This is a genomic window from Streptomyces sp. NBC_01233 (assembly GCF_035989305.1).
In the GTDB taxonomy this organism is placed as follows: domain Bacteria; phylum Actinomycetota; class Actinomycetes; order Streptomycetales; family Streptomycetaceae; genus Streptomyces.
In genome coordinates this window covers 8,645,546-8,668,867 of sequence record NZ_CP108514.1, presented here as the reverse complement: position 1 = coordinate 8,668,867, position 23,322 = coordinate 8,645,546, and the positions used below count along the sequence as shown (strand labels likewise).

The 23,322-nt window shown below is 72.7% G+C and carries 21 protein-coding genes and 1 pseudogene; 5 read left to right on the top strand and 17 right to left on the bottom strand.

Going from position 1 to position 23,322, the window contains the following annotated elements:
• Positions 1 to 4: 4 nt before the first annotated feature.
• The 10 genes and pseudogenes from OG332_RS40435 to OG332_RS40390 form a co-directional block, all read right to left on the bottom strand.
• Positions 5 to 169 (bottom strand): annotated as a pseudogene (locus tag OG332_RS40435) (transposase family protein); the annotation flags it as partial.
• The gene (locus OG332_RS40430) at positions 166 to 648 is read right to left on the bottom strand and encodes a VOC family protein (protein ID WP_327418116.1); all 483 of its coding nucleotides are present in this window, start codon (positions 646 to 648) and stop codon (positions 166 to 168) included. The pseudogene OG332_RS40435 and the gene OG332_RS40430, both read right to left, overlap by 4 nt.
• A gap of 125 nt (positions 649 to 773) precedes the next feature.
• Positions 774 to 4,352, bottom strand: a complete 3,579-nt coding sequence (locus tag OG332_RS40425) for a bifunctional glycosyltransferase/CDP-glycerol:glycerophosphate glycerophosphotransferase (RefSeq protein ID WP_327418115.1) — start codon at positions 4,350 to 4,352, stop codon at positions 774 to 776.
• 169 nt (positions 4,353 to 4,521) lie between these two features.
• Entirely contained in the window at positions 4,522 to 4,896 is a 375-nt protein-coding gene (locus OG332_RS40420; RefSeq protein WP_327418114.1) for a hypothetical protein, read from the bottom strand.
• A gap of 83 nt (positions 4,897 to 4,979) precedes the next feature.
• Positions 4,980 to 5,435 (bottom strand): roadblock/LC7 domain-containing protein, encoded by a 456-nt coding sequence (locus OG332_RS40415; protein WP_442816287.1) that lies wholly within the window; start codon positions 5,433 to 5,435, stop codon positions 4,980 to 4,982.
• Between the two features lie 71 nt (positions 5,436 to 5,506).
• Positions 5,507 to 6,298, bottom strand: coding sequence for a transcriptional regulator (locus OG332_RS40410; RefSeq protein ID WP_327418113.1), 792 nt, complete (start codon positions 6,296 to 6,298; stop codon positions 5,507 to 5,509).
• On the bottom strand, positions 6,295 to 6,690 hold the full coding sequence (locus tag OG332_RS40405; RefSeq protein WP_327418112.1) for a hypothetical protein: 396 nt from the start codon (positions 6,688 to 6,690) through the stop codon (positions 6,295 to 6,297). The genes OG332_RS40410 and OG332_RS40405 overlap by 4 nt, the downstream gene beginning before the upstream one ends.
• Positions 6,691 to 6,850: 160 nt before the next feature.
• Positions 6,851 to 7,093 (bottom strand): helix-turn-helix domain-containing protein, encoded by a 243-nt coding sequence (locus OG332_RS40400; protein ID WP_327418111.1) that lies wholly within the window; start codon positions 7,091 to 7,093, stop codon positions 6,851 to 6,853.
• 122 nt (positions 7,094 to 7,215) lie between these two features.
• The gene (locus OG332_RS40395) at positions 7,216 to 7,836 is read right to left on the bottom strand and encodes a DUF6461 domain-containing protein (protein ID WP_327418110.1); all 621 of its coding nucleotides are present in this window, start codon (positions 7,834 to 7,836) and stop codon (positions 7,216 to 7,218) included.
• A 66-nt stretch (positions 7,837 to 7,902) separates the two neighbouring features.
• A complete protein-coding gene (locus OG332_RS40390) occupies positions 7,903 to 8,466 on the bottom strand; it encodes a TetR/AcrR family transcriptional regulator (RefSeq protein WP_327418109.1) in 564 nt (187 codons plus the stop codon).
• Positions 8,467 to 8,608: 142 nt separating this feature from the next.
• Here OG332_RS40390 and OG332_RS40385 point away from each other — a divergent pair, with 142 nt between their 5' ends.
• Positions 8,609 to 9,934, top strand: a complete 1,326-nt coding sequence (locus OG332_RS40385; protein ID WP_327418108.1) for a PucR family transcriptional regulator — start codon at positions 8,609 to 8,611, stop codon at positions 9,932 to 9,934.
• Here OG332_RS40385 and OG332_RS48010 read toward each other — a convergent pair.
• The 5 genes from OG332_RS48010 to OG332_RS40365 all read right to left on the bottom strand — a co-directional run bounded on the left by OG332_RS48010 (position 9,852) and on the right by OG332_RS40365 (position 15,331).
• The gene (locus tag OG332_RS48010; protein ID WP_442816286.1) at positions 9,852 to 10,130 is read right to left on the bottom strand and encodes a hypothetical protein; all 279 of its coding nucleotides are present in this window, start codon (positions 10,128 to 10,130) and stop codon (positions 9,852 to 9,854) included. The genes OG332_RS40385 and OG332_RS48010 overlap by 83 nt on opposite strands.
• A 108-nt stretch (positions 10,131 to 10,238) precedes the next feature.
• Positions 10,239 to 10,880 carry an amino acid permease gene (locus tag OG332_RS48005; protein ID WP_442816285.1) on the bottom strand — a complete coding sequence of 214 codons (642 nt, stop codon included), beginning with the start codon at positions 10,878 to 10,880 and terminating at the stop codon, positions 10,239 to 10,241.
• Between the two features lie 51 nt (positions 10,881 to 10,931).
• Complete coding sequence (locus OG332_RS40375; RefSeq protein ID WP_327418107.1) at positions 10,932 to 12,347, bottom strand: PucR family transcriptional regulator; 1,416 nt, start codon at positions 12,345 to 12,347, stop codon at positions 10,932 to 10,934.
• A 160-nt stretch (positions 12,348 to 12,507) separates the two neighbouring features.
• The gene (locus OG332_RS40370; protein WP_327418106.1) at positions 12,508 to 12,963 is read right to left on the bottom strand and encodes a (2Fe-2S)-binding protein; all 456 of its coding nucleotides are present in this window, start codon (positions 12,961 to 12,963) and stop codon (positions 12,508 to 12,510) included.
• A 37-nt stretch (positions 12,964 to 13,000) separates the two neighbouring features.
• Complete coding sequence (locus OG332_RS40365) at positions 13,001 to 15,331, bottom strand: xanthine dehydrogenase family protein molybdopterin-binding subunit (protein ID WP_327418105.1); 2,331 nt, start codon at positions 15,329 to 15,331, stop codon at positions 13,001 to 13,003.
• A gap of 487 nt (positions 15,332 to 15,818) precedes the next feature.
• On the opposite strand from OG332_RS40365, the gene OG332_RS40360 reads away from it, so the two are divergent.
• Positions 15,819 to 17,237 carry a PP2C family protein-serine/threonine phosphatase gene (locus OG332_RS40360; RefSeq protein WP_327418104.1) on the top strand — a complete coding sequence of 473 codons (1,419 nt, stop codon included), beginning with the start codon at positions 15,819 to 15,821 and terminating at the stop codon, positions 17,235 to 17,237.
• Positions 17,238 to 17,417: 180 nt separating this feature from the next.
• Here OG332_RS40360 and OG332_RS40355 read toward each other — a convergent pair whose 3' ends face one another.
• A complete protein-coding gene (locus tag OG332_RS40355) occupies positions 17,418 to 18,905 on the bottom strand; it encodes a DNA-binding protein NsdB (protein WP_327418103.1) in 1,488 nt (495 codons plus the stop codon).
• Positions 18,906 to 19,136: 231 nt separating this feature from the next.
• Here OG332_RS40355 and OG332_RS40350 point away from each other — a divergent pair, with 231 nt between their 5' ends.
• From OG332_RS40350 to kstD, 3 genes are all read left to right on the top strand, one after another.
• Positions 19,137 to 20,261 carry an aminoglycoside phosphotransferase family protein gene (locus OG332_RS40350; protein ID WP_327418102.1) on the top strand — a complete coding sequence of 375 codons (1,125 nt, stop codon included), beginning with the start codon at positions 19,137 to 19,139 and terminating at the stop codon, positions 20,259 to 20,261.
• Between the two features lie 185 nt (positions 20,262 to 20,446).
• Positions 20,447 to 20,839 (top strand): MmcQ/YjbR family DNA-binding protein, encoded by a 393-nt coding sequence (locus OG332_RS40345; protein ID WP_327418101.1) that lies wholly within the window; start codon positions 20,447 to 20,449, stop codon positions 20,837 to 20,839.
• Between the two features lie 126 nt (positions 20,840 to 20,965).
• Positions 20,966 to 22,759, top strand: a complete 1,794-nt coding sequence (gene kstD / locus OG332_RS40340; RefSeq protein ID WP_327418100.1) for a 3-oxosteroid 1-dehydrogenase — start codon at positions 20,966 to 20,968, stop codon at positions 22,757 to 22,759.
• 36 nt (positions 22,760 to 22,795) lie between these two features.
• Here kstD and OG332_RS40335 read toward each other — a convergent pair whose 3' ends face one another.
• On the bottom strand, positions 22,796 to 23,296 hold the full coding sequence (locus OG332_RS40335; RefSeq protein WP_319723853.1) for a hypothetical protein: 501 nt from the start codon (positions 23,294 to 23,296) through the stop codon (positions 22,796 to 22,798).
• Between the last annotated feature and the right edge of the window lie 26 nt (positions 23,297 to 23,322).

The window sequence follows — 23,322 nt, the reverse complement described above, 5'->3', positions numbered from 1 at the left end:
CTCAGCGGCGGATCCCGAGGAGCGGGGCGAGCTGCCGCATCGTGAGGTTCGTGCGGTAGCGGACGGCCACCAGCAGGACCCGGTCGGGCAGCGGCAGGCACCACGGACGGCCACCGCCCGGACCGTTCCCGCCCCGCTCCCCCACCACCTTCACCAGCTTCGCCTTCAGGCCGCGTCGGCCGCCCGGCGCATCTCCGCCACGTCCAGCTTCTTCATCTTCATCATGGCGGCCACGGCCCGGGCGGCCCGCTCCGGGTCCGGGTCGCTGACCAGGTCGACGGCGCCGGGCGGGACGACCTGCCAGGACACCCCGAACCTGTCCTTGACCCAGCCGCAGGCGGACTCCTGGCCGCCGTCCTTGGTCAGCGTGTCGTAGTAGTAGTCCGCCTCGGGCTCGTCGGCGCAGTTGATCATGAAGGAGATCGCCTCGGTGAAGGGGAACTGCGGTCCGCCGTTGAGGCCGACGAACTTCTGCCCGTTGATCTCGAACTCGACGGTCATCACCGAGCCCTCCGACCCCGGGTTCGCCGCCGTGTAGCGCGCGATCCGGCCGATCCTGCCGTCCTTGAACACGGACACGTAGTACTCGGCCGCCGCTTCCGCGTCGCCGTCGAACCACAGACACGTGGTGAAACCGTTGCCGCTCATCTCTGCCTCCGGGCCGGTGCGTGGACGGTGGATACCGTTCCTCACATACAGACCGGCCCCGGGCCCGAAATTCATCGGTGGGCCCGGGGCCGGTCTGTTTCGGCCGGGTTTTTCGCCCGTACGGCTTACTTCGCGGGCGCCGCACCCATGGCGAGCATGCGGTCGACGACGCGCGCGGTGGCGTTGCCGTCGTCCAGGTCGCAGAACTCCTCGCGGAACGCAGCACGCGCCTCGGCGTACTGCGCCCCGACCTCGTCGGCGTTGCGCACGGCCTCGATCAGGCTCGCCGAGTCCGCCAGCAGCGGGCCGGGCGCCTTCTCCTCCAGGTCGAAGTTGAAGCCGCGCAGCGTGCCGCGGTAGTGCGCCAGGTCGTACGTGAAGAGCAGGATCGGCCGGTCGGTGTGCGCGAAGTCGAAGATCGCGGAGGAGTAGTCCGAGATCAGCACGTCGGCGACCAGCAGCAGGTCGGCGGCGTCGGGCCAGCGGGACACGTCGACGACGAAGCCGTCGCGGACGCCCTCGCGGACCTGCTCGGTCACGTGGTGGTGGCCGCGGACCAGCAGGACGTGGTCCTCGCCCAGCTCACGGCGGGCCTGCTCCAGGTCGATCCGCAGGTCGAGCTTGTAGCCGCCCGACCAGCCCTCGCAGTTCTCACGCCACGTCGGCATGTAGAGGACGACCTTCTTGCCCTCGGGCAGGCCGAGCCGCCGCCGGACTTCCGCGATCCGCTCGGCGTCGGGCCGTACGAGTGCGTCCGTACGCGGGCTGCCGGCCTCGATGACCTCGCCGTCGTAGCCGAGGGCGCGCTTGAGGATCGGCGTGGCGTAGGAGCTCGGGGAGGCCAGCAGGGACCACTGGGCACTGTCGTGCTCCAGCCCCTCCAGGATCTCCGGGCTCGTGTAGTAGTCGTGCACGAAGTCGTGCCCGATCTGCTTGATCGGCGTGCCGTGCCACGTCTGTACGACGACCTGGCCGGCGCGGCGCTGGAAGAGCCGGGGCACGTTGTCGTTGGTCACGTAGTAGCGGGCGCGGGCCAGCACGTCCCACGACTCCACGCTGCCGTACTGCACGGCGCGGGCGGTCGCCGGAACCTCGGCGCGGCCGTCGCGGACCAGCCAGATGTGCTCCAGCTTCTCGCCGCGGCGCAGCAGTTCCTCGTGGATGGCGCGCGGCGAGTCGCCGGCGCCGTTCCCCTGGAAGGTGTCGTAGACGACCATGTCCTTGACCGGCAGGGCGCGCTGCGCCGGGTAGGTCTCGAAACGGGCGACGCGCTGGGCGAAGTTGGAGCGGTCGTGCGGGCTCAGCAGCGGGTCGGCGACCAGCACCATGCGGTCGTGGAAGCGGGTCTCGACCCGCATCCGGCGGCCCTGCGTGCTGAAGGGGTGCGGGCCGGCGAAGAGCAGGCCGGGGCCCATCTGCACGGGAGCGCCGCGGTCGACGCCGAGCAGGCCCGCGGTGGTTCCGGCCTGGGCGACCGGGCGCAGCGTGGGCCACCAGCGGCCCTCGGGGAGCGTGGTCCGCCCGGCGTACGCCTCGGGGAGCACGGGCTGGAAGGTGGTCTCGAAGGCGTCCCCGTCACGGGTGAGCGGGTAGCTGAACTCGACGCCGTGCGCGTTGTGCAGGACGAGCTCGTACGGCTCGTCGGTGGGCGCCACGAACCGGCCCCGCAGGGTCACGGTGCCGTCCTCGGCCGTGACCTCGTCCACCAGCGGCGGGGAAGGCTGTACCGAGAGGGTCAGGTGTCCGGTGTTGCCGCGCTTGGCGAAGAGGGAGCGGCCGGTGGCCTCGCCGGGCAGGGGCAGGACCAGGCCGTTGAAGCCGCCCCGCTCGTCGTGGACCAGGCGGTGCTCGGTGCCGTCGGCGCCGATCACGGAGAGGCTCCAGGGCTCGGGGGCCCACTCGCCGGGCTCGACCTCGGCGTCCGGTACGGCGGCCAGCTCGGCCAGCGCGACGCGCGCGGTGAAGGGGACGCGGCCGGATCGGGCCGCGGCGGTCTCCAGCGGGAAGCTGAGGACGGCGCCGGTGGTGACGTGGACGGCCCGCAGTGCGGACGCGGCACCGACCTCGGCGGAGAGCTCGCCGGTGATCTCGACGGCGTCGTCACCGGCGGGGTGGGCGTCCAGGGCGCGGGCGCTGACGACCTCGACCTGGATGGTGAGGGCACCGGAGACGGCCGGGACGATCCGGACGTCGGGGGCCACCCACTGCGGGGGCGGGTTCTGGCCGGTGTCGTGCTCGCCGCCGCGCAGGCGGGCGCGGTGCAGACCGCCGGCCCCGGTGACGGCGATGGACGTGGTCCATATTCCGTCGCGCCACTTGCCGCCCGACTGGAAGATCGAGGGGTCAACGACGGCGGTGAAGCCGGCCCAGTCGGCGTGCCGCAGGGCGAGGTGCGGGGACTTCACGGTGGCCATCGGGGAGGCGACCGTACGGGCGCTGACCACGGAGCGCCGGCGCTTGCCGCCCTCGCGGAAGACCAGCATCTTGCGCGAGCCGAGGCGGCTCTCCGCGCCGAGGTGGCCGGGGAGGGCGTAGCCGCGCAGCAGCAGCTTGCCGTCGGCCCAGGCCGCCTGCTCCAGGCGGCTGACGACGCGGCGCTCGCGCGTGCCGAGGGTGAGGACCTTGGCGGGGACCGGCGGGCGGCCCTGCAGGAAGGGGTAGTCCGCCTGCGGGCGGGCGAGGCCCTTGACCGGCACGCTGTAGTGGTAGTCGCGCTGGTGGTGCAGGAGTGCGATGAAGTCCTCGACGCGGCCTTCGCCGGCCAGGTACGCCTTGAGCCGGTCGGCGACGGTCAGGTCGGGCCAGGGGCCGGTGCCGATCTCGCGGACCAGGCCGCCGACCTCCTTGACGAACGCGGCGCGGAAGTCGGCGCCGCCTTCGGCAACGTACTTGTAGATGAGCGGGAGTTCCTCGCTCAGCACGTTGTAGTCGTAGTCGCGCAGGTAGCGGACGTACTTGGCGCCCTGCTTGGCCTTGAGGGACTCGCGGACCAGGCGGACGGACTTCACGCGGTCGATCAGGGAGATCGGGTCGGTGGAGCGCTGGGTGATGGAGCGCTCGCCGGTCTCGCGGACGCGCCAGTGGTAGACGCAGTCGCTGATGATGTCGACGCTGGACGCGAAGTAGTGCGCGGGGATGCTGACCGGGGCGTCCTCGTAGAGGATGCCCTCCGGGTACTGGAAGCCGTGCTCGTCCCAGAAGGTGCGCCGGTAGACCTTGTTCCACGCGGTGCGGTCGGTGACCAGCGCCGGGAACTTGGAGATGTGGGTCTTCAGCTGGGTCTTGGCGAAGGCGGCCCGGTGGCCCCACGACTGCTGCATGCCGACCGAGCGGAAGCGCTTGACGTTGCCTCCGGCGAAGTCCGAGCCCGTCTCGTCGAGGGCGTCGATCATCCGCTGATACGCGTAGTCGGGCATGGTGTCGTCGCTGTCGACGAAGGCCAGGTACTCGCTGTCCGGGTGGGCGTGGCGGGCGCCCACGTTCCGGGCGGCGCCGAGTCCGGCGTTCTCCTGCATCACGACGCGGAACCGCTTGTCCCGGGCGGCGAAGGCCTTGGCTATGACGGCGCTGGTGTCCGTGGAGCCGTCGTCCACGAGGATGGCCTCGAAGTCGCCGAAGGTCTGAGCGGCGATGGATTCCAGGCACTCGTCGAGGTAGAGCTCGACGTTGTAGACGGGGACGACGATGCTCAGGCGCGGGGGCATGGGTGGCGGGTTCTCCAGCGTTTTGTGCTTTACCGATGATCAGCTGCTCACAGCATCCTACTAGGTAGCAGAATCATGAACTCCTCCCTTATCGGGCATACCACGGCTGATCGCCGGGGCGGACGGCAAAGATTTAAGCCGCCCGCCACCTCGACGTCGCGGTCCCGGGTCAGACCTCCAGGTCGGCCTCGATCTTCTTCAGCTGGTGGCGGGCCATCGCGAGGTTGGCCCGGCCCTTGTCGAGGGCGAGGTAGAGGAAGAAGCCCGAGGTGCCCCGGCCCTTCAGCAGACGGATCAGGTGGTACTGGCTGCCCAGGGTGATGAGGATGTCCTCGATCTCGTCCTTGAGGCCGAGCATCTCCATCGTGCGGACCTTGGCACGGACCACGTCCGTGTTGCCGGCGGCCGCGACCGTGAGGTCGAGGTCCTTTCCGCCGCCGACGGTCCCGAGGGCCATGCCGCTGCCGTAGTCGACAAGGGCGGCGCCGAGCGCGCCTTCGATGGTGGTGGTGGCTTCCTTGAGCGTGGTCTCGACGTTTGCCATGAGGGGTTCCTCTTTCCTCGTTTGTTTTGTCGTTCGTTGTGGTCGTACGTGGTTCCGGTGCGGCCTGGGGCCGTCGTACGGGGTCAGGCGGGCAGAGCGGGCGGAGCGGGCGGCAGCGGGGGAAGGGGCGGAAGGCCGGAGCCGCGCCGCCCGAGGATGTGGTCGATCAGTTCGGCTATCCGGAGGCTGGAGCGCCGGGCCTCCAGGTGGAGGCGCCCGACGTTGACGCGGGGCTCCGCGGTCAGGGTGAGGACGGCCGCCATGCCCGCCGCGTAGGTGGCCACGTATCCGTCCTCGCCCCGCACCAGCAGCTCGCGGAACGCGCCCTGCCCGGTGCTGTCGCTCAGCCGCTGGGCCACCCCGAGGGCGGCCGCGGTCAGGGCCGCGACGGATTCGGCCTCGGCGGCGGCGCTGTCCTGGGCCAGGACGAAGCCGTCGGCGCTCGCTGCGAGCGCACCGGTGAGCTGGGGTACCCGGGCCCGCAGCCTGCGGAGCTCGGCGAGTATCTCGGCCTCCGCCTCGGGGGGCACCGTACTCATGTCGGGCTTTCTCCTTTCGGGCTGCCTCCGCTCGGAGCGGTCGGCGCGCAGGGCCGGTCGCAGCGGGAGCCTCACAGGCTTGCCTCCAGTGCGTCGCGTAAGCGGCGGAGCAGCGCCACGTCCGGGGATTGGGCCTGGGTCATCCAGTCGGGCAGGGGTGCCTCGACGGGGGGCGGAGCCGGGGTGCGCGGGGTCTCGACCAGTCCGGCCGCCGCGAGGCGCCGCACGTCGAGCAGGGTGTGGAAGGCGGGCCTGCCGAGCACCCACGCGAGGTCCGCCGGGGTGCGCACGCCGTCGGCCTCGCGCAGCAGGATCCGCTGCCGGGCGCTGACCGTCTGGCCGGGCGAGGCCGCCCGGGGCACCACGGGGGCGGTGTCCAGCAGCGGGTACGGCCAGACCGCGTCGAGCAGTTCACAGCGGCGGAGCGTCTCCCGCTCGACGGCGGCGGCCGGGACGGAGCGGACCGAGCCGATCCAGTGGGTGGCCCCGCGCCGGAACCGGGAGGGCCCGCTGCCCGGGGACAGCGCGAAGAACGCGGCGTCGAATATGGCGGCGATGTGGCAGATCTCCAGCTCCCCGCCGGAGAGCCCGCCGCTGTCCACGAGGAAGCGGGCGACCTGGCGGCGGGCGCCGGCCCGGTCCACGGCCTCGCGCCAGCGCTCGGGGGCGAGGCCGCCGCCGGTGGTGAGCAGGACGTCGAGGCCGGGGGTGGCCGGACTCTCCGCGTGCACGATGCGCCCCTCCTCCAGGAAGAGGGTGCCGCGGTCGCGGAGCAGGGCGCCGGTGGCGCGCTCCGCGGCGAGCCGGGTGAGCAGGGGGGAGACGGCGGCGAAGGCGTTCGCGGCCGTGGCCGGGGTGGTCATCTGAGCACCAGCCCTTCGGCCAGGGCCCTGAGTCTGTGGCGGGCGAGGGCGAGGTTGCCGTCGGCTCGGTCGAGCCACAGGTGCAGGAAGACGCTGCTGTCGAAGCTCGTGTCGACGAAGCGCAGGACGTGGTAGCCGGAGCGGGTCGTGACGATCAGGTCCTCGACGGGCGGTCCGGCCGTATCATCGCCCGACGCCGGAGTGGCGAAGGACTCGTACTCGGCGGCCGCCCGGGCCAGCTCGGCGGTCTCGGCGGCGGTGGTCTCGTGGTCGCCCACGGGCGACTCCCCGGCGGTGCCGAGGGCCAGTCCGCTGCTCCAGTCGACCAGCGCGGCCCCCCGCGCACCAGGCAGGGCCATGGCTTCGAGCAGGCATTCGTCGATCCCGGGCACGCGGGCTCCCCTCCCGGCCGGACGTGCTGTTTGCACGGTCGTACGGCGCGACAGGAGGGAACTTACTCAACTTCCACAGTACGAAAGGGCGTTCTGGCATTTTCCGCTGGAACATGCCATGACGCACGTGAGACCTTGGCCGGAACGCGTCGATATTTGATCACGAAGCGAGCGGAAGATCGTCCGCGAGACGGAACGAGCCGCCTTCGCGCTGGACGTACCCCTCGTGGCTGAGGGTCCGCAGGAGGTGGTAAACCGTGGGCAGCGGGATCCCGGTGACCCGGGCGAGCCGTTTGGCCGTCGCCCCGCCTTCGGCGTACATCGCTTCCACGAGGCGCAGCGCGCGCTGCACGGAACCGATCAGGGTGGGCGCGCTGCCCTTCTGACTGTGGTCGGTACCCATGATGAGTCCCCCTGCTCGGTACGAGGCCTGGCAAACCCATCAAAGTCGCTCACCGGCCGCAAAACCAGCGGACTCGCGTAAACCTGAGCATAAGATCACCGGATACCTGTCGGTCGGTTCCGCTAGCGCGTGCAGGTCACGTACGCCGGGAGCGGGGTGTCCTCGATCAGGTGGCGCGGCAGGGACAGCCCGAAGCGGTGTTCCAGGACGGCGAGGGTGTGGCGGTCGCGGCCCTCGAACGGTTCCTCCTCGGGGCGGGCGCACGCGCCGTCCGGCGCGAGTATCTTGGCCGCGATCAGCTCCGGAAGCAGGAAGTCCGGCTGGTGGCCGCCGCGCCAGCATTCCTCGCCGAGGCCGAAGCAGCACACCAGTTCGCCGCCCCGCGCATACGCGAACTGCTTGGGCGGATGGTCGGGCTGGGGGTCGAGGTGGACGGCCTCGACGCCGCCCCGGGAGACCTCGGCGAGCCGCTCCGCGCCGGCCGGCAGCCCGTGTTCCACGGCGAAGGACCAGTCGCCCCACCGGCCAACCCGGGCCACGCCGTCCCCGTCAACCGTCTCCGTGACCATGCTCCAGGCGTCCAGCGCGCCCAGCGGCCCGGGCTGGACCCCCGGTACCGCGCCGAGCCGCGCGGCGAGTTCGTCGGGGCCGATGCCCCGGGCGAAGGTCAGGCCGACGAACCATCCGTCCCAGTCGGCCAGCCACTGGATTCCACCGGCCGCGCCGGCTCCGCCCTCGGCCATGTGCGCCATCCCTGCACTCCCCACGGTCTCCCCCGCGATGCCGGTGCTCCCTCACCGGCACGATAGTCACTCCGCGGACCGCTCCGGGAGGAGGCGCTCGACCATCGTCTCGATGAGCCCCTCCGCCGGGTGGGCCTCCAGCATCGCCGGCGCGGTCAGGTCGTCCACGATCAGGCCCAGCATCGCGAGGTACAGCAGGACCACGCCCTGCCGGTCCCCGGGCAGGCCGGCCTCCATGTGCCAGGCGATGTTCGCCTCCAGCTCCTCGCCCTGGAAACCGGCCAGCTCCGCCTGGAGTTCGGGGCGCCGGGTGCCCTCCAGCCGCAGCTCCAGCATCGCGATGTGCACGCTGCGCTCGCGCCGCATCCGCTCCAGGAGCCGGGTCAGCAGCACCTCGGTGTCCGGCGGGCCGGCCAGGTCCGCCGGGTCCGGCGTCAGCCGCTCACGGGTGCGGTGCAGGATCTGCACGAGCAGCTGGGCCCGGTTGGCGAAGTAGTTCGAGGCGGTGCCCGTGGGCACACCCGCCTCGGCGTCCACCGCGCGCAGCGTCAGGCCGCGCGAGCCCTCGCGCGCAAGGACTTCGATGGCGGCGTCGAGCAGCGCGGCGCGGCGCTGCGGATTCTGGCGCATGGGCGATCCCTGGGGCTGGGTGCGGCACATCGCGTGAGGCACATCGATTGATCACTGCAAGTGCAGTGCTTCGCTCACGGTAGCGGATGCGCCCGCCCCGGGCTCTCCCCACCGTCCCCTCCCCCGTGTCAGGCTGCCCGTCATGGAGCGGATCATCGAGGAGATACGCGAGGACCTGTCCCGCCGGATCGCCGTCGCGGCGGACCGGCTCGCCGACCGGACGCTGACGGAGGATCCCGCCTACGCCGCCCTGCTCGGCCGGGCCGAGCTGCGCGAGCGGATCCAGCACCACCTGCGCCAGGCCGTCGAGGGGCTGGTCCGCAGCTCGCGGGGCCTGCCGGTCGAGCTCGCCGACGCCCGGGCCACGGGCGCGCTGCGGGCCGAACAGGGGCTGCCGCTCGCCTCCCTGCTGCGCACCTACCGCCGCGGCGGCCGGGTGCTCTGGCAGACCCTCACCGAGGCCGTCGCCGCGCACGACCGGGCGGCGCTGCCCCGTCTGCTGCCGGGCGCGACCGCGCTATGGGACGTACTGGACCAGATGACGGACGCCGTCACCGAGTCGTACCGCCGCACCGAGGCCGCGCGCGCCGACCGTGACCGGGAGCGTCGGGCAGCCCTGCTGGACGTCCTGCTGGACGGGGCGGCCGACGGCGGCGGGCCGACGGCCGCGGAGGCCGCGGCGCGGCTGGGCCTGCCGGAGCGGGGCCGGTTCGCGGTGGTCGTGGTGGGGTCCGGCGGCGAGGGCCTGTCCGCCGGCCCGTCCGCCGGTCCGGCCCCGGGCCAGGGCAACGCCCCCGCTCCGCGCGTGCTGTGGCGGGTCCGCGGCGACGGGGAGATCGGCCTGGTGGAGCTGGGCCACCATCCGCTGGACTCCGTACGGGAGCTGCTCGCGCCGCTCGGTCTGCGCGCCGGGGTCAGCCCGGTCGTCGGCGCGGCGGCCGAACTGGCCGGGGCGCACCGGCTGGCGGCCCTGGCGCTGCGCACGGCTCCCGAGTCCGGAGGTCCGCGCACGGCGCTGCTGGACGAGCGGCTGCCGGCGGCGCTGGTCGCCGCCGAGGCCGAACTCGCCGCCCGGCTGCGGCAGGTGGTGCTGGGTCCGGTGCTCGCGCTGCCCGTCGAGGACCGGCGCACCCTGATGACCACCCTCGGCACCTGGCTCGCCTGCCAGGGCTCGACCACGTACGCGGCGCAGCGGCTGTACTGCCACCGCAACACCGTCTCCAACCGGCTGCGCCGCCTGGAGCAGCTCACCGGCCGCTCCCTCACCGACCCGCGGCACGTGGTGGAACTGGCTCTGGCGCACGCGGCGGTGGTCCAGCACGCCGCGGCCCAGCACGCCGCCGCGGGCCGGCACGCAGCGGCCCAGCACGCCGCCGGGGCACCGCCTACCCCTCCTGCCGCACGGGCTGCGCGGGTTTCGCCGACTCCAGCAGGTACGGCACGTCGATCACCGCGACGCCCGGCGTGAACAGCAGCCGCGCCTTCAGCCGCAGGGCGTTCTGGTTGTGCAGCGGCTGTTCCCACCAGTGGCCCACGACGAACTCCGGGATCACCACCGACAGCACGTCCGTGCCGGAGTCCGCGGCCAGTTCCTGGACGTGCGCCATGATCGGGCCCACCACCTCGCGGTACGGCGAGTGCAGGATCTTCAGGGGCAGGCCCAAATCGTGCGCCGCCCAGGTCTCCCGCAGCTGGGCCGCCTCCCCCTCGTCCGCGGCGACGGTGACCGCCGTCAGGGTGTCGGGGCGCAGCCCCTGCGCGTAGCCGATGGCCTAGGTGCCTTCCGCGGTGATCGACAGGTGGGCGGACTCGGCGCGGATGGTGTCGCCGGTCGCGAGGCGTACGGCGGCGACGGCGAACATCAGGTAGATGACGAGGACGAAGCCGTAGGTGGGAATGGCGAAGAGGCGGCCCGACTCCCGTACGCCGCGCAGGTTCATCAGCGTCAGCAGTACCACGAAGGCGACCGACAGGGCCACTTCGTGGTCGTTCAGCGAGGGAATGGCGGAGGTGATGGCGGAGACACCGGAGACGACGGAGACCGCGACGGTCATCACGTAGTCGACGAGCAGGGCGCTCGCGGCGGTGAGCGCGGCGGTCTGCCCGAGGTTCTCCGCGCTGACGACGTACGCGCCGCCCCCGCCGGGGTACGCGTGACAGGTCTGCCGGTAGGAGGCGACGACCACCACGAGCAGGAAGACGATGGCGGCGGCCGCGTACCAGGTGACGTGGAGCAGTGCGACGCCGCCGAGGGCCAGGATCAGCAGGATCTCCTCGGTGGCGTAGGCCACCGAGGAGAGCGGGTCGCTGCAGAAGATCGGCAGGGCGAGCCGTTTGGGCAGCAGGGTCTCGCCCAGGCGTGCGGTGTCGAGGGGTTCACCGACCAGCACGCGTTTCGCATTGATTCGCCTCATTGGGGCATGATCATCGATTCCCTTCGCCGATCACCCCTTCTGCGGCTTGTGTCACCCTCTGAGCCTCTCCGCCCGGTATGCCAGCCAGAGGTCGTACCGGGCGCTCGGGGACTGGAGCAGGGAGCGCTCCAGCAGGACCTCGATGCGGGTCAGCCGTTTGCGGGCGCCCGGGACGGAGACGCCCAGCGCCGCTGCCGCCGGAGCGAGTTGGGCGTCGTGCGCCAGCCAGGCGCCGACCGTGGCGCGCGCGCCCGAAGGGGCGTCCGGCCCGCTCAGCGCGCTCAGCTGGGCACGGGCCCAGGCGGTCACGCGCGGATCGCGCAGCACCGCGTCGAGACCGGGGGCGGCCGCCGCGGGCGCACCGTTCGCCGGCCGCGCGCCCGGGGTGAGCCGCAACGCCAGCGAGAGCGCCGCCTGGTCCCCGAGACGTGCGAGGTCCAGCCCGAGCAGCGCCTCGACCAGCCGGAGCCTGGCGGCGAGGGTGTTGCGGTGGATCTTCAGCAGCCGGGTGGCGTGCGAGGAGAAGTTCAGCCAGGCGTGGGCGGTGGCGCGCAGTTCCTGTCCGCCGGGGTCCTGGGGGCGCCGGGGCTCGTACGCGTGCAGGGGCGCGAGCAGGGCCTCCGCCCAGCCGGCTCCGGCCTCGTGGGCGGCGAGGGCCAGCTCGGGGCCGGGCCCGAAGCGGGCGTGCCGCTCGTCCCGCTCCCGGGCGACGGCCAGGGCGTGGAAGGCCTGGCCGTAGGCGGCCGGGGCCTCGCGCAGGCGCAGCTCCCCGCTGACCCCGACCGTGCAGTCCGGGGCGACCGCGACCAGCGCATCCGCGAGGGGGTCGTGCCCGGCGGACACCGCCGCCCGGTCGGCCGGGACGAGCACGATGAGGTGGCGTACGTAGACCGGGCAGCGCACGATCCAGGCCCGGCCGTCCGTCAGTTCCTCGCACAGCCGGGTCACTTCGGCGCGCTGACCGGTGCGGCATTCGACGACGTACATCCGCATCGGCTCGGGCAGCGAGGGCCCCAGCGCCTCGGCGATCTGGTGGGCGGTGGAGAGCCGGCCGTTCATCAGCAGGTGCAGCACCGCCTCGCGGGCCCGCGACTCGGCGAGCGCGGCCCGCTCCTCCCGCCCGGCGGCCTCCTCGGCGCGCAGGACGAGGGCGAGCGGTGCGGCGGCGTCCGCGAGCAGGATGGCGGCGGCGGGGTGCGGCTGCTCCAGTACGGCGGCCAGCGCGCGCCCGCCGTCCAGCGCGAACAGCAGCGTGGCGGAGCCGGGGGCGTGCAGGACGGCCGACCGTACGCCCCGGGCGGTCAGTTCGGCAGCTCCCCGCACCGCGGCCTCCGGCCCCCGCCCGTGTTCGGCGTCCACCACCCCGGTCCATCCGCCGAGGCGGGCGGAGAGCCACTCCAACAGGGCGGCCGACCCACCGGAGTGGGCGAGCCGGTGCAGCTTGAGGACGTCGTCGGACCGGGACACCGGCGCATTCAAGCATCCATCGCCCACTGTGCGCTGTGATACCCGTCTCGACCGGTCACTGTGCACAACGAACCCTGCCAACGGGCGCCGGACCGCCTAGGTTTGGCCGCGGGCGGCCGGGTCCCGGCATCCACGGGGGAAGACCGGGGTCCGCCGCCGCTCACATCTTGGCGGCCGCGCTGCGGATGGCCTCGCGGATGCGGAAGTAGGTACCGCAGCGGCAGATGTTGGCGATGGCGTCGATGTCCTCGTCCGTGGGCTCGCTGGTGCGCTTGAGCAGGGCGACGGCGGCCATGATCTGGCCGGGCTGGCAGAAGCCGCACTGGGCGACGTCCTGCTCGAGCCAGGCCTCCTGGACCGGGTGCAGGTCGTCCCCGTTCGCCAGCCCCTCGATGGTGGTCACCGCCCTGCCCGCACACGCGGAGACGGGCACCACGCACGGGCGGACGTCGGCGCCGTCGAGGTGGCTGGTGCAGGCCTTGCAGACGTCCACCCCGCAGCCGTACTTGGGCCCGCGGACGCCCAGCATGTCGCGGAGCACCCACAGGAGGGGCAGATCGTCGGGCGCGTCCACGGTGACGCTCTGCCCGTTGACGGTGAAGGTGTGCGAGGGCACGGCGTACTCCTGGATCCGGCGGCGAGGGGGGTGGGGGTCAACGGGGGTAAGGGGTGAAGTCGACGTCGAAGTCGAGGGGGAAGCTGCGCGGCTTGGAACCGGTGGCCCGGGCCCAGGCGTTGGCGATCGCGCCGACCGCGGCGGGCACTCCCAGCTCGCCGGCGCCGCCCGGCTCCTCACCGGTGGCCGGCAGCACGAAGACCCGTAGGTCACGCGAGGTGTCCCGCTGCCGCGCCCAGTGGAACTGACTGTAACTGCCTTCCAGCGGCAGTCCCTTGTCCAGGTGCAGCCCGGCGCGCAGGGTGGTGGAGATGGCGTCGGTGAGACCGCCGATCATCTGCGCCTCCAGCCCGCGCGGGTTGACCGGCAGGCCCACGTCCACGGCGATGACCGCCTTGGTGACGCGGACGTGTTCCGGGTCCCGGGTGTCGATCTCGACGAGGCACGCGGTGCGGGACTTGTACTCCTCGTGGAAGGCGATGCCCTGCGCGCAGCCCGCCTCCATCGGCCGCCCCCACTCCCCCTCCGTGGCCGCCTTGTCGAGTACGGCGCGCTGGGCGTCGGTCTTCAGGAAGGTGCGGCGGAAGCGGTACGGGTCCCGGCCCGTCCGCGCGGCGAGTTCGTCGACCACGATCTCCTCGGCTCCGCGCGTGTTGGCGGAGTACACCGAGCGCCAGGATCCGGTGGGGATGCCGGTGGGCACCTCGGTGAGCGCCTGGGTGGTGAGCCCGAAGTGGTACGGGGACTTCACCGTGGTCAGGAACAGGGTCTGGGCGAGGGTGGCGTTGCCGATCCCCAGGGGCAGACTCGCCGCGGTGGCGGTGATGATCTCGCCGAGCCCGTGCCGGAAGTCGGTCTCGGCGGCGGCGACCCGGTGCTCGAAGCTGAGGACCTCGCCCAGCAGGTGGGTGGCCCGGATCTTGTGGTGGGTCGCGGGACGCATCCGGCCGTGCCGGGTGTCGTCGACGCGGGTCCACATCAGCCTGACCGGGCGGCGGCAGGCCTTGGAGACACGGGCGGCCTCCAGGGCCGCGTCGAAGAAGAGCCGCCGGCCGAAGGAGCCGCCGGCCTGGACCACGTGCACCTTCACCTTGTCCAGGGGCAGGCCGAGGTCCGCGGCGATGGTCTCGCGGGCCACGATCGGGGACTTGAGCCCGGACCAGATCTCGGCGCGGTCGTCGCGGACGTCGGCGATGGCGGAGTTGGTCTCCATCGGGGCGTGGCTGACGAAGGCGAAGTCGAACTCGGCGTCCACGTACGGGGTCAGCAGCGGCGGCACCAGCAGCGGCGGGGTGGCGGCGCGCAGTTTGGCGCGGATCTGGGCGTCGGACAGCTGGTCGGCGGGGCCGGGCCCCCAGGTGACCTGGAGGGCGGACTTGGCGGTGATGGCCTGCCCGAAGGTCTCGGCGACCACGGCGACCCCGGTCGGGACGGTCACCACGTGCAGGACGCCGGGCATGGCCCGGACGGCCGCGAGGTTGGTGACGGTGCGGACGGTGCCGCCGAGGGTGGGCGGGCGGCGTACCACGCAGGGCTTGGCGCCGGGCACGTCGAGGTCGAGGGTGTACTGCTGGGCGCCGGTGACCATGGCCCGGGCGTCGACCCGGCTGGTGGGCCTGCCCACGAGCGTGTGCTTCGCCGTCTTCTTGGGAGTGGCGCCCGGCACGACCAGGCCGGGGTCGGCGGCGGCCGCGGCGAGGGAGCCGTAGTCGGCGGTGCGGCCGTCGGGGGCGCGGACGGCGCCGTTCGCGGTGGTCAGTGACGCCGCGGAGAGGCCCCAGCGCAGGGCGGCGGCCGCGACGAGGCGGGCCCTGGCGGTGGCCGCGCACTGGCGGACCGGCCCGTAGAGGGAGCGGATCGAGTTGGAGGATCCGGTGAGCTGGTTGAAGAGCAGCTCGGGCCGCGCGTCGTCCAACTCCACGCGTACGTCGGCGAGGGGCGCGTCGAGTTCCTCGGCGACGAGCATGGCGACCGCGGTGGTGAGGCCCTGGCCGACCTCCTCGCGCGGCAGCCGGAAGCGGATGCCCCCGTCCGCCTCCACGGCGAGCGCCAGCAGGGCGGCGGTGGGCGCCCCGGCCAGGATGAACAGGTCACCGAGGTCGATCACGTCGGCGATGGCGGGCAGGGACGGGACCACGGCGTGGGCGGGCTGCGGGGCGAGCGCGTCGGCGCCGGCGCGGGTGACGAGGGCGAGGGTCGGCGCGGCCACGAGGTAGGTGAGGAAGGAACGTCGGCTCTGCCCGGCGGGGCGGCCCTGCCCGGCGGCGCCGTCCCGGGGCGCGGCATCGTCTCGGACCCCGGCCTCGTCCTGGACGCCGGCCCGAACCGTGTCGTGGTCCCGCCCGGCAGCGTGGCTGTGCCCGCTCATGTTCGTAGTGTCCCCACGCTGCGCGGGCCCGCCCGCACGGACCTCCCCCGGTTCATTACCGGCCCGTAGGGTAGCGACCAGGTGGTGCGGTGGGAAGCCCGGGCTCCGGTCGAAACCCGGCAGGGGGTCCTCCGTTCAGGGGTACCGCGGTGGGCCGCGTTGATCCGGGCCCGGTACGGGTGTGACTGCGGGCCGCCCTCGTACACCTCGGCCGTACGATCGAGCGGCGGCGGGCGGAGGGGTCGTTTCCGGCCGCCGGCGCCACCGTGTTCCGGCTCCGACCGGCTGGTGCCGGTCCCGCCCGGCCGAAGGCCGTTGACCGGATTCGTTCGCACACGGAATACACCTCGGAAGGCCTGCGGCATATACCACAAGCAAGAACGTTGCGGATGTTGCCAAACGCCTTTCACCCCGTCGCGCCCTGTGCAACAGTCGTTACCGGTCCTTCCTTCAGACTTGGCCGTGCCGCGCCTGTATCGGAGTTCTCATGCCGTCCCACCTGTTCGCGGACCGTCCCGCGCAGCCTCCAGAGCCGGGTTCGGTGGACGCGCTGATCTCCCAGACCCGGCGGCTGCGGGGAGAAGTGGACGCGGTCCGCCGCGACACCGTCGTGGACGACGACGCCCAGGGCCGCTGGCAGCGCGCACTGTGCGATCTCGCCGTCCATCACCTCGACGACCTCGGCGAGCACCTCGGCCAGCTCAAAGAGGGCCTGCCGGCGGTACCCGAGACCGTCGGGCTCCCGCAGGGGGCCCCCGAGGCCGGGCCCGAGGCCCACACCCGCGTCGGCAGCGCCGAGTGGAACCTGCTGACGGACGAAGTCAGCTGGTCCGACGAGCTGTTCCAGATCTTCGGGCGCTCGCCCGAAGCGGGCGCGCTCCCCCTCGACGAACTGGGCTCCGCCCTGTTCTCCGAGGACCAGTCACTGCTCACCGCGTGGGTCACCGCCTGCCTGGTGGACGGCAAACCGATCGACGGCGAGTTCCGCATCGTCCGGGCCGACGGCCGCGTCCGGACGCTGCACATGAGGGGCGAGCCGGTACTCGACTCCGAGGGCTGTACGGCCTCCATGTGGGCCGTGCTGCGCGACGTGAGTGAACTGCGCCGGAGCCAGCGTGCGGTGCGCGAGTCCCGTGACTCGCTGCAGCGCCAGCGGGAGATCGCGCAGACCGAGCACCGGCTGGCGGTCGAGCTGCAGGAAGCCGTGCTCCCCCCGTGGCGCGGCTCCCTGCGGTTCCCGCACAGCAACGCGGGCACGCTGGACGTGGCCGCCCACTACCTGCCGTCCGCGACCAGCGCGCTGATCGGCGGCGACTGGTACGACGCGCTCGAACTCCCCGACGGACGCTCGATGCTGACGGTCGGTGACCTGACCGGGCACGGAGTGACCGCCACCTCCGGGATGGCGATGATGCTGGGCGCCCTGCGCGGGATGGCCATGGCGGGGATCGAGCCCGGCCCGCTGATGGGCTGGCTCAACCAGCTCCTGGAGACCTCCGTGCAGCCGGCGCTCGGCTCGGCCGTGTGCTGCCGCTACGATCCCGCGCGCCGGGTGCTGTCCTGGGCGCAGGCGGGCCACCCGGCCCCGCTGCTGTTCCGCCGCGGGTCGGGCCGGGGCCTGCTGCCGCCGGAGGGCGTCCTGCTGGGCGCGACGTCCGGAGCCTCGTACGGGCAGGCCGAGGAACGGCTCGAAGTGGGCGACCTGCTGGTGCTGCACACGGACGGACTGACCCCGCGCAGCATCGAGTTCAGCCGGGCCGACGGGACCGAGCGGCTCCTGGCGCTCGCGCCGCGGTTCGCGGCGGCGCGGTCGGCGCAGGACTGCGTGCGGATCGTGATCGAGGAGTTCGGCGAGAGCGAGCGGGAGGACGACGCCTGCGTGCTCGTGGCCCGGGTGGGCGGGTAGCGGGCGCCGCCCGAACGGGCTTCGCCGCCACACGGGTTCGGGGGCCGCACCGCTTCAGGACAGCACAGATGCAGGACAGCACAGGTCTGCAGGGCCGCGCCGGAAGGCGCGGCCTTTCTCGTCTCCGTACAGGGTGTGCGGGCACGCGCGGCGGACGGGGCGTGCGGGGCCGGCGTAGGACTACACCCCCGTGGCGCGCGGCGCCGGGCTGTCCGGGAGGGCCAGCTTGATCTCCTGGCGCAGGTCCTCGATGCTCGGGTAGCCGGAGTACTGGGCGGTGAGCCGGTACATCTCGCGCAGCCGGTCCCAGGTCCGGTGCGAGGAGGTCTCGTTCATCGAGACCAGGGCCAGGCGCGCGTAGCGGTCGGCCTGTTCGGGCTCGTCGGCGATGAAGCAGGCCGAGGCCATGGAGATGTAGTCGAAGATCTGCGAGCGCTGGTAGCCCTCGCCGCGCAGCCGCAAGGCCTCCCTGGCGTGGCGCGCGGCGATCGGCGCCGCCGTGGCGTCGTGGTCGGCGAGGGTGCGGTAGGCGAGGGCCTGCATGCCGTGCAGGTCGGCCTCGTCGAAGTGCTGCATCCAGCTCGGCGGGGGCACGTCGCCCTTGTCGGAGACGAACAGCTCCTCCGCCTCGCCCAGGGTGCGGCGCATGGCCTGGCCCTTGCCCATGGCGGCCTGCGCCCAGGCCTCGATGGTGTGGAGCATGGCGCGGGTGCGCGGCAGGGTCTGCTCGCCCGAGCCCGACTGGGCGAGCTTCATCAGGTCCAGGGCCTCGTTCGGCTTGCCCAGGTGGACCATCTGGCGGGCGGCGCGGGACAGCGCCTCACCTGCGCGCGGCCGGTCGCCGCCCTCGCGGGCCGCGTGCGCGGCGATGACGAAGTACTTCTGCGCCGTGGGCTCCAGGCCCACGTCGTGGGACATCCAGCCCGCGAGCACGGCCAGATTGGCCGCCACCCCCCAGAGTCGCCGCTGGAGGTGGTCGGGGTGGTGGTAGGCGAGCATCCCGCCCACCTCGTTGAGCTGGCCGACGACGGCCTTGCGCTGGAGACCGCCCCCTCTGGAGGCGTCCCAGGCGCGGAACACGTCGACGGAGCGCTCCAGGGCCTCGATCTCCTGGGAGCCGATCGGGGCCGCCTCGTAGCGGTCGTATCCCGCGGGATCGGCCTGGAAGGCGTCCCCGAAGTGCCGCGCCTCCTTCGCGAGGGCGGGGTCGGTGTGCAGCCAGTCGTACATGGCGTTGCTGAGGGCGGAGCCGGCGGTGAGCACGGCGCCCGCGCCCATCAGACCGCGACGGTTGAGCATGAGGTCCATTCCCGTGAATTCGGTGAGGACCGCGGCTGTGCGTTCGGGCGCCCACGGCATCCCGTCGGGGTTCTCACGAGCCCCTTCCGGCTGCCGTCTGGAGGTGCGCCGCTGCCGTACGAACCCGAGGTCCTCGATGGTCACGACACGACCGAGCCGCTCGGTGAACAGTGCTGCCAGTACCGTGGGCACCGGTTCGCGAGGGGTCTCCCCCATGTCGATCCAGCGCCGCACCCGCGAGGTGTCGGTGGCCAGCTGGGGGTGGCCCATGGCCGCCGCCTGCCGATTGACCATCCTCGCCAGTTCGCCCTTCGACCAGCCGGCCAGGCCGAACAGGTCGTTCAAGCGGGTGTTTGGACCTTTGCTCACGTCAAGCCCCCAGGTTCTCGGCTGAGTTGACAGTAGCCCGCCGTCAGATGCCCAGCGACTATTCGCCAGGCTTCGCCAGGGCACGCCCGATGGTTCGCCACCTTGCGCCGGGTGTCAGGTAGGAATGCGCCTCCCCGACCCGGTTCACCGGCGGAACTCCCCAGGGTGAAGCACGGGATCCGGCGGGGCGGCGTACGCAACTCGTCGGCGCACGAAGGGATCCGTATCACCATGTACGCAGCAACGTCCTCCGTGTCCGCACCGGTCCGGTCGCACCGCACGCTCCCGGCTGGCGGCGGCCCCTACCTCGAACCCGGCCGCCCGTCGGCTCCGGTGCAGGGCACCGTCCGGACGCGGCGGATGCCGGGTACCGGCTCACTCCCCGTCAGCGGAAGAATCGACCTCTCGGGACCTCAGGGGGCGCAACTGCGCACCGCTCTCGCCTCGGTGCAGCGGATCTGTCCGGAATTCGCGCCGGTTCAGGTGCTGCGGCGCAGCGGACGGTCCGTCCTCCTGGTCGGGACCACCGGGCGGATGACCGCCGTCGCGAAGGTCTTACTGGACCACTCGCCGGAGTGGCGCGAGCGGTACCGGCACGAAATAGCGGCGTACCGGACGTTCGTCCGGCACCGCCCGCCGGTCCGGGTGCCGCGGCTGATCGCCGCCGACCCCGAGAACTGCACGCTGGTGGTGGAGCGGATGGCGGGCCGGGTCGCGGCCCTGCAGCGACACCCGGTGGAGCCGCCGCCGCGGGTGGACCTGCGGGCGGCCCTGGGCGCGGTGTGCCGGGTCAACCAGTGGCGGCCGCCGGCCGAGCTGTTCGGAACGCCGATGAACTACGCGCGGCGGATCGCCCGCGACCACGAGTTGGGGCTGCTGACCGACCGGGACCTCGGCGACCTGCAGAAGCTGCTGCACGGCGTGAAGCTGTCGGGCACGGCGCTGCAGTTCAACCACGGTGACGCGCTGCTGTCGAACCTGCTGCTGTCCCCGGCCGGTCCGGTGCTGCTCGACTGGGAGCACGCGGGCTGGTACCTGCCGGGCTACGACCTGGCCACGCTGTGGGCGGTGCTGGGCGACGCCCCGGCCGCCCGTGCCCAGATCAGCCGGCTCGCCCAGTCGGCCGGTCCGGCCGCGCGGGACGCCTTCCTGGTCAATCTCATGCTGGTGCTGACCCGGGAGATCCGGATGTCCGAGACGGCGGTGCAGCGCTCGATGCTGGCGACCGCCCCGACCCAGCCGCTGCCGGCGGGATCACTGTCCTCCGGGGAGGAGCAGCGGCTGCTGCTCCGCCGCCTGCACGACGATGCCGGAATGGCGCGCAGGGCGGTCCGCGCGGCGGTCGGCACGCGCTGACGCCTTCCCGCACCCCATGTACGCGAAGTCCCGTGGCCCCCACCGCCACGGGACTTCGCTCGTTCGCGGGTGCGCAGGCACCGGGGGCGGGCGCGGGGCGCTGCACCGCCCCGCGCGGCGCCGGCTTGCCCCGGATGTCCCGCCGGGCTCCGTTAGCGTGGGGAGACGATCGACGGGAGGCGCTGATGAAGTCCGGAGTGCGCAAGTGGGAGGCGGTGCGGGAGTTCGCCCTCGGTCTCCCTGAGGTCGTGGAGGATTATCCGTGGGGTCCCGAGGACTGCGTGATGAAGGTGAACAAGAAGATCTTCGTCTTCCTGGGGAACACCGACGGGCCAGGACAGCCCGGCCTGTCCGTCAAGCTCAAGGACGAGGCGCTGCACGGGCACGCAATGGCCTCGCCCGGAGCGGAGCCCACCGGATACGGTCTGGGCCGCTCCGGGTGGGTGTCCGTCCCGCTGGCGGAGAAGGGGGCGCCCTCCGTGCAGGTGCTGTGCGAGTGGGTGGAGGAGAGCTACCGCACCGTGGCCCTCAAACGGCACGTGAGGGAACTGGACGCCCGGATCCAGGCAGAGGGCTGAGCGCACGATCCTGCGCTCGGGCGCCGGATGCCTTGACATCACATGATCCCCCGAAGACCTTTTCTGACTCAGCATCAGACGTGCTGGAGCCGATCCCCGCCCTCCCCACACCGCTGGAGCCTGCCCATGTCCGCAAGCGCTTCACGCACCTCCCCCGGAACCCGCCCGTCGAGACGTACGGTCCTCGCCGGTACGGGCGCCGGGGTGCTCGCCGCCACCGTGCTCCCCTCCGCCGCGGCCCGGGCCGCCGGCGCCCAGGACGGCCCCCCGCTCGGCGAGTTCGACGTCGTCGTGGTCGGTTCAGGGGCCGCCGGGATGACCGCCGCGCTCACCGCCGCCGGGCGGGGGCTGAGCGTGCTGGTCGTCGAGAAGGCCCCCACCTTCGGCGGATCGGCCGCCCGTTCGGGGGCCGGCATCTGGCTGCCGAACAATTCGGTGATCCTGGGCGCGGGGGTGCCGGACACCCCGCAGAAGGCGGCGACGTACCTCGCTGCCGTGGTCGGGCCGGAGGTGCCGGCCGACCGTCAGGCCGCCTTCCTCGCCAACGGTCCGCGGATGCTGGACTTCGTGATGGCCAACAGCCCGCTCAAGTTCCGTTTCATGGAGGGGTACAGCGACTACTACCCCGATCTGCCGGGCGGGCTGCCGAACGGCCGGTCCATCGAGCCGGACCAGATCGACGGCAACGTGCTCGGCGCCGAACTGGCCCGCCTGAACCCGGCGTACATGCCCGTCCCGGCCGGGATGGTGGTCTTCAGCCAGGACTACAAGTGGCTGAACCTCGCGGCGGTGAGCGCCAGGGGGCTCGCGGTGTCCACCGAGTGCCTGGCGCGCGGTACGAAGGCGGCGCTGTGCGGGGAGAAGCCGCTGACGATGGGACAGGCCCTGGCGGCCGGGCTGCGCGCCGGACTGCAGCGGGCCGGGGTGCCGGTGTGGCTGAACAGCCCGCTGGTCGACCTGGTCCAGGAGGGCGGTGCGGTCACCGGCGTGGTGGTCGAGAAGGAGGGCGTGAGGGGAACCGTACGGGCCCGGCGCGGGGTGGTCGTCGGCTCGGGCGGCTTCGAGCACAACGCGGCGATGCGGGCGCAGTACCAGCAGCAGCCGATCGGCACCCAGTGGTCGGTGGGCGCGAAGGAGAACACCGGCGACGGGATCCGGGCGGGGCAGCGGGCCGGGGCCGCGCTGGCCCTGATGGACGACGCCTGGTGGGGGCCGTCGATCCCGCTGCCCGGGGAGCCGTACTTCTGCCTCGCCGAACGGACCCTGCCGGGCGGGCTGATCGTCAACGCGAACGGCGCTCGGTTCGTCAACGAGGCGGCGCCGTACAGCGATGTGGTGCACGTGATGTACGAGAAGGACCGGGGTGCCCCCGGTTCGCACATCCCGGCGTGGCTGATCGTGGATCAGAACTACCGCAACAAGTACCTGTTCAAGGACATCCTGCCGACGCTCGTCTTCCCCGATGCCTGGTACCAGGCGGGTGCGGCGAAGAAGGCGTGGACGTGGGACGCGCTGGCGGGTCAGATCGGGGTTCCGGCGGGCGCGCTGCGGGCGACGCTCAACCGGTTCAACGCGCAGGCGTGGAGCGGGACCGACGCCGACTTCCACCGGGGCGACACCGCGTACGACCACTACTACACGGACCCGAACGTGTATCCGAACTCGTGCCTGGCGCCGATCTGGGCCCCGCCGTTCTACGCGTTCAAGATCGTGCCCGGGGACCTCGGGACGAAGGGCGGCATCGTGACGGACGCCCGGGCCCGGGCCCTGCGGGCGGACGGCTCGGTGATCCGGGGCCTGTACGCGGCGGGCAATGCGAGCGCGGCGGTGATGGGCCACAGCTACGCGGGTGCCGGGTCGACGATCGGGCCCGCGATGACGTTCGGCTACGTGGCGGCCAACGACATCGCGGACGCGTGACGGCCCGGCGGAGGGGTTGGTGCGAAGGAGACGGCCCTAGCCCTGCTGGAAGAGCTCGGCGGGGAGCGGCTTCAGGAGGGCGTAGAGGTCATCGGTGATCGGGCGGTCCCAGCTGGCGATGGTCACCAGCACGTTGTCACTGCGGTCGAACTGGACGCAGGAGATGCGGGACTCCGACAGCTTGACCTTCCGGACGATGAGGAGGTTGTCGCCCTGCATGACGGGGCAGTCCTCGACCCCGGTGACCTCGACGTCCTCGTCGTTCTCCAGGGCGTCGAGGAGCTGGGCCACCTCGAAGGGGACCTCACCGTCGGAGAGGTCCCGTGCCGGGGAACCCTCGGGGAGGTTGCCGATGATCATCGCCGGGCCGCGTCCGCCGAACAGGTCGTAGCGGAGGAAGACACCCTGGCAGCTGCCGTCGGGCGCGGGCAGCAGCCCGGCCCCGAGATTGCCCGGCCAGTCCCCCGGGTCCATGGCCAGGACGTCGAAGTCCGGGCCGGCGGGTGTGGCGGCGCGGTGGCGGCGGAGGAAGGACATGCCGCCATGGTACGTGGCCGCGCGAG

Bases quoted from the DNA above. Each gene is read 5' to 3' on its own strand.
- kstD (WP_327418100.1), top strand. From the start codon at position 20,966: ATGTCCGCAAGCGCTTCACGCACCTCCCCCGGAACCCGCCCGTCGAGA.
- OG332_RS40365 (WP_327418105.1), bottom strand. From the start codon at position 15,331: ATGAGCGGGCACAGCCACGCTGCCGGGCGGGACCACGACACGGTTCGG.
- OG332_RS40360 (WP_327418104.1), top strand. From the start codon at position 15,819: ATGCCGTCCCACCTGTTCGCGGACCGTCCCGCGCAGCCTCCAGAGCCG.
- OG332_RS40425 (WP_327418115.1), bottom strand. From the start codon at position 4,352: ATGCCCCCGCGCCTGAGCATCGTCGTCCCCGTCTACAACGTCGAGCTC.
- OG332_RS40345 (WP_327418101.1), top strand. From the start codon at position 20,447: ATGAAGTCCGGAGTGCGCAAGTGGGAGGCGGTGCGGGAGTTCGCCCTC.
- OG332_RS40350 (WP_327418102.1), top strand. From the start codon at position 19,137: ATGTACGCAGCAACGTCCTCCGTGTCCGCACCGGTCCGGTCGCACCGC.
- OG332_RS40410 (WP_327418113.1), bottom strand. From the start codon at position 6,298: ATGACCACCCCGGCCACGGCCGCGAACGCCTTCGCCGCCGTCTCCCCC.
- OG332_RS40390 (WP_327418109.1), bottom strand. From the start codon at position 8,466: ATGCGCCAGAATCCGCAGCGCCGCGCCGCGCTGCTCGACGCCGCCATC.
- OG332_RS40385 (WP_327418108.1), top strand. From the start codon at position 8,609: ATGGAGCGGATCATCGAGGAGATACGCGAGGACCTGTCCCGCCGGATC.
- OG332_RS40415 (WP_442816287.1), bottom strand. From the start codon at position 5,435: ATGAGTACGGTGCCCCCCGAGGCGGAGGCCGAGATACTCGCCGAGCTC.
- OG332_RS40395 (WP_327418110.1), bottom strand. From the start codon at position 7,836: ATGGCCGAGGGCGGAGCCGGCGCGGCCGGTGGAATCCAGTGGCTGGCC.
- OG332_RS48005 (WP_442816285.1), bottom strand. From the start codon at position 10,880: ATGAGGCGAATCAATGCGAAACGCGTGCTGGTCGGTGAACCCCTCGAC.
- OG332_RS40430 (WP_327418116.1), bottom strand. From the start codon at position 648: ATGAGCGGCAACGGTTTCACCACGTGTCTGTGGTTCGACGGCGACGCG.
- OG332_RS40400 (WP_327418111.1), bottom strand. From the start codon at position 7,093: ATGGGTACCGACCACAGTCAGAAGGGCAGCGCGCCCACCCTGATCGGT.
- OG332_RS40335 (WP_319723853.1), bottom strand. From the start codon at position 23,296: ATGTCCTTCCTCCGCCGCCACCGCGCCGCCACACCCGCCGGCCCGGAC.
- OG332_RS40420 (WP_327418114.1), bottom strand. From the start codon at position 4,896: ATGGCAAACGTCGAGACCACGCTCAAGGAAGCCACCACCACCATCGAA.